Source organism: Roseibium polysiphoniae, assembly GCF_014842925.1.
Classification (GTDB): Bacteria; Pseudomonadota; Alphaproteobacteria; order Rhizobiales; family Stappiaceae; genus Roseibium; species Roseibium polysiphoniae.
Window position 1 is genome coordinate 530,225 of the sequence record NZ_JACYXJ010000001.1, and the last position, 12,942, is coordinate 543,166.

The 12,942-nt window shown below is 60.8% G+C and carries 8 protein-coding genes; 3 read left to right on the forward strand and 5 right to left on the reverse strand.

Features of this window, described 5'->3' with window-relative positions:
• Positions 1 to 88 precede the first annotated feature (88 nt).
• Positions 89 to 1,108 (forward strand): Ldh family oxidoreductase, encoded by a 1,020-nt coding sequence (locus IG617_RS02505; RefSeq protein ID WP_192106985.1) that lies wholly within the window; start codon positions 89 to 91, stop codon positions 1,106 to 1,108.
• Positions 1,105 to 2,127 carry a YeiH family protein gene (locus tag IG617_RS02510; protein ID WP_192106987.1) on the forward strand — a complete coding sequence of 341 codons (1,023 nt, stop codon included), beginning with the start codon at positions 1,105 to 1,107 and terminating at the stop codon, positions 2,125 to 2,127. The genes IG617_RS02505 and IG617_RS02510 overlap by 4 nt, the downstream gene beginning before the upstream one ends.
• A gap of 4 nt (positions 2,128 to 2,131) precedes the next feature.
• Here the strand turns inward: IG617_RS02510 and IG617_RS02515 are convergent, their stop codons facing one another.
• The 5 genes from IG617_RS02515 to IG617_RS02535 all read right to left on the reverse strand — a co-directional run bounded on the left by IG617_RS02515 (position 2,132) and on the right by IG617_RS02535 (position 11,541).
• Positions 2,132 to 2,509 (reverse strand): helix-turn-helix domain-containing protein, encoded by a 378-nt coding sequence (locus IG617_RS02515; protein ID WP_192106989.1) that lies wholly within the window; start codon positions 2,507 to 2,509, stop codon positions 2,132 to 2,134.
• Positions 2,510 to 2,669: 160 nt separating this feature from the next.
• Positions 2,670 to 7,025, reverse strand: a complete 4,356-nt coding sequence (locus tag IG617_RS02520) for a translocation/assembly module TamB domain-containing protein (protein WP_192106992.1) — start codon at positions 7,023 to 7,025, stop codon at positions 2,670 to 2,672.
• A gap of 15 nt (positions 7,026 to 7,040) precedes the next feature.
• Positions 7,041 to 8,996 (reverse strand): autotransporter assembly complex protein TamA, encoded by a 1,956-nt coding sequence (locus tag IG617_RS02525; RefSeq protein WP_192106994.1) that lies wholly within the window; start codon positions 8,994 to 8,996, stop codon positions 7,041 to 7,043.
• Between the two features lie 293 nt (positions 8,997 to 9,289).
• On the reverse strand, positions 9,290 to 10,201 hold the full coding sequence (folD, locus tag IG617_RS02530; protein WP_192106996.1) for a bifunctional methylenetetrahydrofolate dehydrogenase/methenyltetrahydrofolate cyclohydrolase FolD: 912 nt from the start codon (positions 10,199 to 10,201) through the stop codon (positions 9,290 to 9,292).
• 137 nt (positions 10,202 to 10,338) lie between these two features.
• Positions 10,339 to 11,541 carry an AGE family epimerase/isomerase gene (locus tag IG617_RS02535; RefSeq protein WP_254170406.1) on the reverse strand — a complete coding sequence of 401 codons (1,203 nt, stop codon included), beginning with the start codon at positions 11,539 to 11,541 and terminating at the stop codon, positions 10,339 to 10,341.
• A 291-nt stretch (positions 11,542 to 11,832) separates the two neighbouring features.
• On the opposite strand from IG617_RS02535, the gene IG617_RS02540 reads away from it, so the two are divergent.
• Positions 11,833 to 12,933 (forward strand): SLBB domain-containing protein, encoded by a 1,101-nt coding sequence (locus tag IG617_RS02540; RefSeq protein WP_209008215.1) that lies wholly within the window; start codon positions 11,833 to 11,835, stop codon positions 12,931 to 12,933.
• Positions 12,934 to 12,942 lie beyond the last annotated feature (9 nt).

The window sequence follows — 12,942 nt, forward strand, 5'->3', positions numbered from 1 at the left end:
CTCGATTGGCGCGGCGTATTGCCACCGGGGCGCAGGATCGTTATTGGGAAGTGGCCTGCCATCTCCTCCGGTTTAAAGACCCTTGCCAATGACCCACACCACCATTTCGCTCGACGAAGCGCGCGGCCTCGTTTTCAGCGCCTTGACCGCCAACGGCGCCTCCGAAGAAAATGCAAGGTTCGTAACCGATGCGCTTGTTCTGTCGGAAGCGTCCGGGCAGCCTGGACATGGTCTGTCCCGCGTGCCGTCCTATGTGGCGCAGCTTCGGACAGGCAAGGTGAAAGGAACGGTCACGCCGACGCTCGAAAAGGTGAGCTCATCGCTTCTTCGGGTCGATGCGGGCTATGGCTTTGCCTATCCGGCCATTGACCTGGTGCTCAACACCCTGCCGGAGATGGCCAGGGCGCACGGCATCGCGATGGCCGCGATCCGGCATTCGCATCACTTCGGACAGGGCGGCTCCCATTGTGAGGCGCTGGCTCAAAAGGGGCTGGTGTCCTTTGTCTTCGGGAATGCGCATAAGGCGATTGCGCCCTGGGGCGGCAAGAATCCCATGTTCGGCACGAACCCGATTGCCTTTGGCGCGCCCGTGCCGGGCCGTGAGCCGCTGGTCATTGATCTGGCCATGTCGCGCGTCGCGCGTGGCAAGGTGATGGCGGCGGAACGGGCCGGCACGACGATTCCCGACACCTGGGCGCTGGACAAGGATGGCAATGCGACCACGGATCCCACCGCGGCCATAGCTGGCACGATGCTGCCCATCGGCGAAGCCAAGGGCGCAGCGCTCGCCATGATGGTCGAGGTCATGTCGGCGGCGATTGTTGGCGGCAGTTTCGGGTTTGAAGCCTCAAGCCTCTTTACCGGCGACGGCGGTGTGCCGGACCTTGGCCAGGTGATCCTTGCGCTGAACCCGGGCATGATCTCGGGCGGTGTCTTCGGCGACCGCATCACCACGCTGGTTGAAGCGGTTGAAGGCGAGGAGGGCGCCCGGTTGCCGGGCAGCCGCAGGTTCGCTCTCCGGGAGAGGGCCGAACGGGAAGGGGTAAGCCTGCCGACCCCGATCCTTGAGGAAGTCCGTCATCTTGCAAAGGGACCGGAAGCCGCATGACCTTGAATATCCGTAAGCTCTCCGATCAAGCCGCGACCCTTCTGCCGGGCCTTCTGCTGTGTTTCACCATCGCAGGGGCTGCCGGTTTCCTGTCCGACCACTATGGCGGGCCGGTGATGCTCTTTGCGCTGCTGCTGGGCATCGCCTTTCACTTCCTGTCCCAGGAAGGTCCCTGCGTCCAGGGCATCGAGTTCACGGCACGCAAGCTGCTGCGGATCGGCGTTGCCTTGCTCGGCGCGCGCGTCACGCTGCAGCAGATCCAGTCTCTGGGCATTGGGCCGGTCCTGCTGGTGATCTTCTGCGTGTCAGCGACAATTCTGTTTGGCTGGATCATAGCGAAATTGCTCGGGCGCAGCCGCGATTTCGGCCTTTTGACCGGCGGCGCGGTCGCCATTTGCGGAGCCTCGGCGGCCCTGGCGATTTCCTCGGCCCTGCCGCAAACCCGTGAAGCGGAGCGCGACACGCTCTTCACGGTGATCGCCGTGACGACCCTGTCGACCATCGCCATGATTTCCTATCCGATTGTCTTCGGCCTGTTCGGCTTTTCGGATGTGGGCATCGGCATTCTGCTCGGAGCGACGATCCATGACGTCGCCCAGGTCGTCGGCGCCGGCTATGCGGTATCCGACGAGGCCGGCGACATTGCCACCTACGTCAAGCTGCTGCGCGTGGCGATGCTTCCCATCGTGGTGCTGATCCTGGCCTTTGCCTATGGCTACGCGGCCAAAAAGAACGGAACCGCTGCCAACTCGGGCAAGGCGTCCTTCCCCTGGTTTGCTGTGGCGTTTGCCGCGCTGCTGCTGGTGAACTCGACCGGTGTGATCCCGCCCGTGGTTCAGGAAGGCCTGCAGGTGTCCTCGCGCTGGCTGCTCATCGCTGCGATCTCGGCGCTGGGCGTCAAGACCTCGCTCCGGGCGATGGCCGCGCTCGGACCACGGCATATCGGCGTGATCGTTGCCGAGACCATCTTCCTGGCGGCCATGGCCCTCGGCATCACGCTCTTCGTTCTGCAGATTTAAGGCTTCAGTCGTCGAGAGAAAGCTTCAGGCGTTCGATCTCGTCGACGAGGGCGAGGGCCTGCGCCTGCACCCGGTCAAGGGACTGGCGCATGCTTGCATTGGCTGCCGGCGCATCATCGATCTGCGGCGGGGTTCCACGACCGACAAGCAGCCAGGTGGGGCTGACGTTGAGCAGGCCGGCGAGCATGACCAATTTGTTCGAACGCGGTTCGGAACGATCGCTCTCCCAGCCCTGAAGGGTGGTGGTCTTCACACCAAGGCGCCGGGCCAGCTGTGCGGTCGACAATCCGACGGAATCGCGTGCACGGCAGATCCGCTCCCCAAGCGTGTAGTCCGTCGCAGGAGGTGTGAACGGATCGCTGGCAGCTTTCGGGCGGATCATAAAATTGTTTCCTCATTTGCTCTTTTTGATTGGCCAAACCTGACACAGGCACGACCCGAATGACAATGGTCGATAAGTTGAGGGTCGGCTTGCGGACAGAGCCGGACGCTCTCGAACCTGCACATTGTCAGAATTTTCAAGGCCCTCGGGCCTTGTGACATCAGTATTCTTTTTCGAAGAAGATGCCCGCCTTGGACGAACCGTCAGCGCCGACTTCGCCCCTGACCTTGAGACCACGGTCCAGATCGATGTCGACCTTGACCCGGCTGCCGCCCTCGCCAACACCCTGCTCGACGCCGAGATAGATGTTGTCATTAAGGTATTTGCCGACACCTACGCTGGGGCCGTCATCGCCGTCCGTGTTGACGTCGATCGCATCAAGGCCAAGCGACTTGCGGATCTGTGCCAGAGGCCCGTTGTCATTGCCCCCGGTCAGCGTCGCGATGGTCGCCGCAAGCTGGGCGATCTGGCTGGGCGAAAGCGAACCCATCTCCTTGCCGAACAAAAGCAGTGCCAGAACTTCGTCCTGTGGACGCTCGGGCGAGGACGTGAAGCCTATGACCGGGTCGTCGGCAGGCCCTTCGACGCTGACGTTGACAGTGGTGCTGTTGACAGTCGTCGAGGCAAGAAAGTCGATGATCGGCGTCAGGGATCCGTAGAAGGTGGCTGACCCCTTGGAGAAAGCCAGGCGCCGCGTCAGGATATCCATCTGGCCGCGCTTGAGCGAGAAGGCGCCAACCGCCTGCGGGTCTTCTGTCGTCCCTGCGATGGTGAGATCGCCATAAAGCTCGGCATCGAGACCACGGCCACGCACGAAGATCCGTCCGGGGGCCGAAACCTTCACATCCAGCTTCGGTGGCAGGCCCGGTGTGTCTTCGGTCTGTCTTTCCTGCTTGTCCGCGCCAAGTTCGGCCAATTGTTCGCGGACCGCCTTGGGCGCATTCAGGTGGCGCACAGCGACAGGCGACACCGAGCCGGGCAGGGTCTCGGGGATCGAGATGTCGGCCTTCCCGATCGTGATCAGTCCGGAAATGAGGGCCGCTTGGGAGCTGCTCGAAAGAGGGCCACTGACAGTGATGTCGGCGTCCACGACTGAGGTCACCAGGCCAGGGTCGATGTAGCGGGCCTGGTCGGCCTTGGCCTTGATGTTGGCCTCGAGACCCGGCCCGAGACCGACCGTTCCGGACGCAGACACCGATCCGCCGCTCGACAGCTTGGCCTGTAGCGCGGAAAGCGTGATTCCGGCAGGTGTCACGTCGATGGAGCCGGTCACGTCCTGAAGCGTCAGTGCGGTCGTCAGCTCGGTCAGGGAAATGCCGTTCGGCTTTGCCGTTACCGCGTATTGGGGTGAGGCGAGGGTACCCGACACGGAGCCGGAAAGATCGATGCCGCCTTTGGCGCGCAGTCCCGCTTCAGTCAACGGACGGCGCAGGAAGGCCAGCGGAAAGCGTCCACTGAGCGCGATGTCCAGCGATTGGGGACGTTCGATCCCGATGCGGCCGTCTGCGGTCAGGGCAAGTCCCTCCGCGCCGCTGACGGTTGTCTTCTGGGTCACCAGGTTGTTCTTGAACGTGCCGGTGCTTTCGACATTCAACCCCGGCAAACCGTTGCTGGAAAGCTGGGTTGCCGTCAGACCGTTTGCAGTCAGCGTCCAGTCTGCGACAGGTTCGGCAGCTGGCCCCTTGGCTGTCGCCTTGCCCGATAGTGTTCCTCCAAGGCCTGTTCCGGGGGCAAAGGCATTTGCCAGCGCGAGTGGCACGGCATTGAGCTCGGCAGCGATGTCCAGCTGGTCCCCGGCGCTTCCGGTCACGGAAAGAGATCCCGAGCCAAGCGCAAGGATCAGGCTCTCGATCTGCGCAACATTGCCCGCATAGGTGACGCGCGCAGGTTCCTTCAGGGAGGTCTTCAGACCCTGATAGGTGCCATCGAAGGCTTCGAGATCCAGAGTGATTGTCTCATCGGCCTGAACGATGCGGCCACTGGCGTCGAGACCGTCGGCGCTCGCACCATCGGTCAGGCGCACGGCGGTGGTGAATGCTGTCTCCGCGCCCTGGTTGTCTGCATCCAGCTTGAGGCTCTGGATCGGCATGCTGCCTGCGATGATTTGAGTGGCCAGTACCGACCCGTTGACGCGCGGCGCGTCGAAAGGTGTCGTCACCTTGGCATTCGCCGTCAGGTCGCCGATCTCGAGGCTGTCGGCGGACAGCGCACTGCCCTTGATGTCGAGGGTCACGGCCTGCGTCGTGTCATTTGTGGCCGTAACCTCGATGTCGCCGGTGAGGCTGCCGCTGATCGGGCGCAGGGCAAGCGGCGAAAGAGCCGCCAGCGTCGGCGCATCAATCGTCAGGCGCCCCGACAGGCTGTCGGGCGCCTTTGCAAGGTCGGCGATCTCAAAGCGTCCGGTGATCCGGTTGCCGTCGACTTCCGCGTTTAGATTCTCGATGGTTGCGGCACCGTCCGCGCTGGAAAGATCCGCGGTCAGTGTCAGCGGTGCGCCATTGAGCTCGCCGGATGTCTCGATGCGGCCCTGAGGAGCGGACGCGGAGGCGGTTGCCTCCGCCGTCAGCTTGAATTTTTCTAGCGGTGTTCCGGACAGCACAAGATTTTCCGAGGAAAGGTCCGCGGCAATCTCGGGCGCAGAAACCGGGCCGTCACTGGAAAGCGCGAACTTGAGCGTTCCGGCGACTTCCGGGTTCAAGAGCGACAGGTCGGGAAATGCGCCGGTGAGCCTGGCCGAAAGCGCGTCTGCATCAAGACTGGCGGTGCCTGATGTGTCCAGCCCCGGCGCCTTCAAGACCAGAGACGTCAGCTCGAGATCATCGACACCGTCGACTTTCGCTTTGGCTGTCAGGGTTGTTGAGCCGCGCAAGAGCGCATCCAGCTGCGCGAGGCCCAGGCTGAGATTGCGGCCGTTCGCGGTAACATCAAGATCGGCCTTTTTGTCTGCGGGGTCGCCCTTGCCCTGGAACGTCAGGGCGAGGGAACCTGCCAGAGGCTGCCCGGCCAGCGCCGAGAACATGGACAGGTTGCCCAGGCCGACCTTGCCGCTCGTGTCGAAATGGTCTGGCGAAAAGACGGAAGATGCCAGGTCGAGCGTTCCCGCCGGCGTTACAAGCCGCGCAGCTTGCAGGGAAATCTGTTCGTCGGATGCGGAAACCGCGCCGTTCGCCGAAAGGTCGCTCTTGCCAGAGATGGCCTGCAGCTTTGCGTCTGAGGGACGCAAGTTGTCTACGCTCAGATCAAGCGTGAAATCGCTGCTCTGCTGCTCTGGTGTCAATTTGGCATTGGTACCGGCGAGTTTTAGGTGGGTTTGACCGATATCACCTTCGGTCGTGGACAGGCTTTGTGCCAGCACGTCGACCGTCCAGGTGGCGTTTTCAAGTGTTCCGGAAAGTTGAGTGTCCACGGACAACGGACCAAAGGCCAGCCGCCGGTCGGTCACGTCGAGAGCGATCAGGTTGCCATCACCGGCGCTGACCTTGAGATTTGCCGAGGCCCCAACGGTCTCCGTCGAAAGGTCGTAGTTGCCGCGCCCTGCAAACTCGAGTGTCTGGGTTTTGAGCGTGAGGTCCGCCGAGGTCGGTTGAAAACTCTCGTCAAAGACAGCGGTGCCCTTGAGATCTGTCGTGCCGATAAAGAACGCGGTCGCAAGGTCAGGCATCAACGGCGCGAGGCTGCCATCGAGGTCCACATCCAGTTGACGATTGCTGCCTGCTTCCTTGAGCACGGCCTTTCCGCTCACCGTCTCGCGGCCGTCAAGGGCGAGGGCAAGCTCTGCTGCCCAATTGTCGAGAGGCCCATTGCCGGTCAGGGTCAGGTCCAGCGCCGGCAGATCCTGAACATCCAGCAACCGTGCGACGAGCCCTTCGCGCGGTTCGCGGACGGTCAAATCGAAGTCGAGCGTTTCGAGATCCGGTGCAAAGCGTATGTCTGCGAGGATCGTTCCGCCGCTCTCGTCGATGCGCTGAATGTCGAGTTTGGCCGCCAGATCCAGCGGGTCGTTTGAAACCACCGCGGAGCCATTGACGGCGAGGGAAAGTTCTTCGCCCAAGAGCGGCGCGGCGAGCACGAATTTGTCAATCGTCAGCTTGCCAAGGCGGGCTTCCGGTGCGGATCGGCCGAAACTCTGTGGCTCCTCCTCGTCTGTCTCTTCGTCAGGGCTGGCCGGGGCAGGTAGAGGTTCGCGCAAAAGCGCAATCGCCTCGGCATGAACGGTCTCAATGTCCACCTTGCCTCTCAAAAGGCTGAGGGGTGACCAGGTCACGTCAAGACGATTTGCATCCAGCCAGACGCCGTTCCTGTCCGAAATCCGAAGTGCACCGAGACCGGCATCAAGGGACCAGCTCAGGGAAAGGTCTTCCAGTTCAATGGTTTGCTCGGGAGACGAGGCAACCTTGCTGATCAGGACGGAGACAAATGTCCGCCCCGCCTCGAACTGCATGCCGGCAAGGGCAAGAACAGGCAGCAAGGCAACAAGCAAAACCAGCCAGAGGAGGCCTTTGAGAAGTCGTTTCAAATCGCTCTTCCGAGGTTAGAACGCTTGGCTGAGACCGACGTAAAGCGCGAAGTCGGGATCATCCTGTTCCGGATCCAGAGGCACCGCGGCATCGATACGAAGCGGCCCGATCGGCGTAAAGTACCTTATGCCAGCACCCACGCCTATCTTCAAAGGCTCATCAAAGTCCGGAGTGCTGTCCGAATAGGCATTCCCGGCGTCGACAAAGGCGACGACACCGATGGTCTCGGTCATCTTGACGCGAACCTCTCCGGAAAGTTCCAGAAGGCTGCGCCCGCCCGCGACTTCGCCATCGACTCGCGGCCCGACATTCCGATAGGCATAGCCGCGAATCGATCCGCCGCCACCGGCGATAAAGCGTTTGCTGGCCGGGATGTCCTCGACGCTTGGCCCAAGAATGCTGCCGCCCGAGATCTTGCCTGCAAGGATGAAACGCTTCGCCTTGTCGAGGGCGATGTAGCTGGAGGCCGTCGCCTTGAGGAACACCATGGCGTTCTGGCCGAGGGTGTCATAGGCCGGTTCGACCGCTGCGGCAGCAAAGATCCCCTTCGAGGGATTGAGCTTGTCGTCGCGGCTGTCGTAGGTCAGGTCTGCGGGCAGGCCGACAAGGAGATAGTCGCCGGTTCCAAAGGCGTCTTCCTCATTGGCGTAGAAGATCTCTGCGCCGGCCCGGCCATGAAGTTTTTCGCTGAACTCGCGTGCCAGATAGGCATCCAGTGTCACACTGCGGCTGGTGTAGGCGTCCGGCGCTTCCTGCTTGGCCCCAAGGCTTGTGGTGAACTTGGTCAGTGGGCCGAACGCACCCGGCTTTTCAAACGCGATCCGCGCTGAATACTCCATCTCTTCAAGTTCGGAATTGCCAATACGCCCGACCGAGCCTTCGATGGACAGCAGCTCTCCGCGGCCAAAGAGATTTCGGCGCCGCCAATAGGCTTCCGTGCCAAAGCCTTCCGTGCTTGACCATGAGGCGCCGGCACCAATTACGTGGCGTTTGCGTTCGCTGACCTCGATCGTGATCGGCAAGCGGCCATCCGGGCCGATCACATCACCTTCGACTAGCCGGATCGAGGAGAAAATGCCGAGGTTGTTCAACCGCTTCCGCGCGTCCTCTAGTTCTTTCGGCGAATAGACCGTGCCTTCCGGGATCATCGCCTGCCGCGCGACGAACTCCGGGTCCGTGACCTCGGTTCCGCCAACGCTGACAGTGCCGAAGGTCGCCTGAGGGCCTGTTTCGACGGCGATTCGAACGTCCAGCTTGTTGGTCGCGTGATCTGCGACAATCACGCGTTCGCTGATCTTGGCTTTCGGATAGCCTCGTCCGCGCAGGACCAGAACGATCCGGCTTTCCGCCTGGAGAATTTTACCGGAGCTGGCCGTGTCTCCCGGCGTCAGACCCCAAAAGGAGGGTTCTTCGGAAAGAAGGGGGCCGTCGGCCCCAGCTGCGTCGATCTCAATGCGGCCAAAGGTAAATTGAGGCCCCGGCGAAACATTGATCGTGGTGACGACCGGGCGCGCACCGGGGATTGTACCGGTTTCAAGCGCCGTTTCGAGGCCCGTGCCGTTAAACCGGATGTCGACGGTACCGCCGTAGTGGCCGCTGGTGTAGAGCTGGGCGACCAGCCGGTCGAGATCAGCAAGACCGCGGGAAAGAAGCCCCGCCTGTCCCGAGGGAGACTGTTTTTCCTTTGTGACCAGGAGCGAGACGGCCTTGAGGCTTTTCTGCAGATCTTCCTGGCCGCCCGAAACCGTCAATTCTGTCGTGTAGGGCAGGGGATCCGGCACCGTTTCGACCGGCTCGGTTTCCTTCTCGAAAAACTTGAAGCCAAAAAGCTCATAGGCCGCGGCGGGCTCTGACATCATGCCCAAAGGCAGTACGGACAAAGCCACGAGGGTCAGGCAGGAGAGGCTCTTACGCAGGCACAAAGAAACACTGCCGCCAACCGAGAGGCTGGCAGTTGAACTCCAGAACATTGCGCGGGCGCTGGTCCTGCGCGCTTTAGACGGTCGACTCACCACTTACTGCCGCCTGCTCGATCGGTCCTGCCAGCGTCATAGAGCGGCAGGTCAGGGAGGTCCCGTTACGGGTCGTGTCCAGGTTGATCAAAGGACTGAATATTGCCCTCGTTCTGTCCGCCAGACTGTTCCATCCCCTTTGAAAGTTTAGGGTCTCTTGGTTAAGAGACCCTGACACCCGATAGACCATGGAAAAGCCTTGAAAACAACTGGGCGCAGGTTCTCGCGCGCCGTCTGGGCCCAAAAGCTGCTTAGAAAAGAGCAGCTTCCTCTGCGAGACCAAGCTGCCGGCGCGCCGCGGTCAGAGTATTCGCCATGAGCATCGCGATGGTCATCGGTCCAACGCCGCCCGGGACCGGCGTAATGGCCCCTGCATGGCCGACGGCCTCATCGAATGCAACGTCGCCGACGAGACGGTTCTTGCCTTCGCCGCGTTCAGGCGCCGGAATTCGGTTGATTCCGACGTCAATGACGGTTGCACCCGGCTTGATCCAGTCACCGCGCACGATTTCCGGACGCCCGACCGCAGCCACCACAATATCCGCCGCGCGCACAACGTTTGGCAGATCCTTGGTCCGGCTGTGGGCGATCGTAACCGTGCAGCTTTCTTGCAGAAGCAAGCTGGCCATGGGCTTGCCGACGATGTTCGAGCGTCCAATGACCACGGCGTTCATGCCGGAGAGCGTGTCGCCCAGCGTCCTCTTTAACAGAACAAGGCTTCCGGCCGGCGTGCAGGGAACAAGGGCAGTGTCGCGCTCCCCGGCTGTCAGCAGGCCGACGTTGACCGGATGAAACCCATCAACATCCTTCTCCGGCTTGATCAGCCGCAGCACCTTGCTTTCGTCGATATGACCGGGCAGCGGCAGCTGTACGAGAATGCCGTGGATCGCAGCATCCTCATTCAGGTGCCCGATCAGATCCAGAAGATCTGCTTCCGACGTGTCTGCGTCCAGCGTGTGCTTGACGGAATGGAAACCGCATGCGGCCGCCGTGGCGTCCTTGTTGCGGACGTAGACCTGGCTTGCCGGGTCTTCGCCAACAAGCACGACGGCAAGCCCCGGACGCACGCCGCTGGCCTCGAACAGCGCTGCCGAACGGCTTGAGATCTCGTCGCGTACGGATGCGGCTATCGCCTTGCCGTCAATGATGCGTGCCTGTGACATGGCCGGTCCCCTTGGTATCTGAAACTCATGCTCTCTATAGAAAGCTGAAGCCGATCGGGAAAGCCCGAAAACCGGGCATCGAGATCTGCTTGTGCGTCATGTCTCCGGGTCGGGGCCAACGCGTAGGATGAAAATTGTCAGTCCGCGGCGTGGACGAGTGTTTTCGCGATGCGGTCCAGCTCCGCGATCGCGCAAACGATATGATAAAAGGAACTTGCTGGCGCGGGCTCATCGACAAAAGAACCGTCCTGCCTGAGCTTGTCCTTCCAAAGGCCAGCCGGTGCAGCGTTGAGATAGAGAAAAAGCGCATCTGAACTGCGGACGATGTCCTCAAGATAGGCCTCGCGTTCGATGCCCGTTGAATGGGCGGCAAGAGCCACCGCAGCCTTGATCCACTCCGTCTGCCCCCACAGACGCGCAAGCGGGTCGCGCACTGAGAAATCGTCGTTCAACGCCATGATCGCCACTTGCCGATCCGTGTCGATCCCGCGGGTTTCGCCAATCTGGTAGAGGCGCCGCGCCATCTGCAGCGCTTTGGCGTTGCCGCGCAAGGTGCCCCATCTGACCAGAAGCCAGGCCCACTCAAACTGATGGCCAGGCTCCATCACACGTCCGCGATCATCCGGCATGGGCGACCAGTCAAGGTCGAAAAACTCCCTCAGGCCGCCATTCACCGGATCAATAAAGCAATCCATGGCAAGACCGGCAATCTCGTCGGAGAGGGCAAGCCATGGTCCAGAGGTGTCAATTTGCTCCAAGGCGAGCGCAGCCTCGAACATGTGCATATGCGGGTTGGAGCAAAGCGGAGGCTCGTCCGGGTTTTTCTCTCGAAATCCGCGCTCTGTATGCCCGTATTGACGGCGCAGCATTGCCAGCATGTCCCTCGAGCGGGCCAGGAGCTCCGTCTTGCGCTCGGGCAGAACTTCGGCGGCCTGGTACATGCCGAACAGTGCAAACGCGTGATTGTAGAGGTCAAAGCTCGCGTCGGCCGCGGCACCGTCCGGCGCGACTGCTGCCGCGATCAAACCGTCTTCAAGACCATAGTGCTCCAGATACCAATCGAGTCCCCCGGCGACGAGATCGTTGACTGGACCGTCCCATCCAAGGCGGCCGGCTTCTATGAAACTATAGATCTGCCTTGGCTGCACGCGCGCTCTCTTGGGAACGGCGCAGCCTTCGCCCGTCTGCAATTCAAGAGCTTCATAGAACCCGCCGTTTTGCCTGTCAGCGCCCTTGGTCGACCAAACAGGCAGGGCGTCGTCAATCAGCCAGTTCAAGAGCTTGCTGGCGGTCTTGATGACGGACATTTCGGCGGCGACAGAAGGAATTGCGTTGGCCATCAGGACATCCGATCTAGGCTTCTCTGGAGCAAAGGGCGATTCGCTCAATCAAACCGAAATATTGCCCTTTTCTATTCCCTTGCGGCAGCAAAGCGCCGGAAAAAAGTGACCTGATCTCAATTCGTTAACGATTTCAGAGTGGAGTGTTGCCGGGGAACAACAGATAATTGATGCGCGACCAAAAATCACGAAGCTTTCTTGGACACGGTGCGTCTGGGCGTGTTACCAAGCCTGCGATTGGTTGGGTGGAATGGGTTTGTAATGAGATTTGCGGCTTTAGTTATTTTGTCCATGGCACTTGCGTCATGTGCGGCGCTGCCGGGCGATGGGCCTGGGGCGATCAATATCTCTTCACAGGATATAGAGGCAGATTCCTCCCAGAACGGTTATTCGATCATCCGAATCGATCGTGAAAACATCGACGTGATCAAGCGATATCGACCGCTGGCGTTTGCAAATGAGTTCCGCGGTGTAGGCAGCGGCGGCTCAAGCACGCTTCTTGGCGTGGGCGATACTCTCACGGTCGGGATATGGGAGGCTGCTCCAGATGGTCTGTTCTCCAGTTCCGACAGCGGAAGCAGTCAGATACCGGCTGTGATTGATGAGACTGGCTATATCTTCATACCCTATGCTGGCCGCATTCGCGCCGCTGGGTTGAGCGTTGAAGGCTTACGCCAGTCCATCCAGAACAAGTTGATTGGCAAGGCTGTTGAGCCCCAGGTGCTCGTGTCTTTGCAGCAGAAATTGAGCAAGACGGCGGTCGTGGTTGGCGATGTCGCCAAGCCTGGTGTCTATCCGTTGCCGCTACGTCAGACCCGGCTCCTTGACTTGGTTGCTACTGCTGGAGGTTCCCGCGAGGCAACCTATGAAACCGTGGTCACGCTCAAACGCGGTCGCCGCTCGGGTACGACCCGCATGGAGCACCTGATCGACTACCCGGAGAACAATGTTCTCGTGTCGCCAAATGACAACATTCTGTTGTCACACCGGCCTCGGACTTTCTCGGCATTTGGCGCGGTGAAATCGAACCAGCTTGTTCCGTTCAAGACCAAGAGTGTGACACTTGCGGAAGCACTCGCGACGGTTGGCGGGCTCAACGATTTCAAGGCCGACTCTGGAGGTATTTTCCTCTTCCGCTATGAAGACTCCGATCTTGTTCGGGATATTCGCCCGGAGCTGGCGAAGCATGTTGCGAATGAAAAACTGGTGCCGGTTGTCTATCAGCTGAGTTTGCGCGATCCGAATGGCTTCTTCCTGTCGCGTTTCTTCGAAATGCGTGACAAGGACATACTTTACGTGTCGAACCATCCGACTGCCGAGTTCGGCAAGTTCTTGCAGATCATCGCGCCGCTGATCAGCAATGTCTCGACCGTCCAGGGTATTACCGAGTAGTCTCCTTTA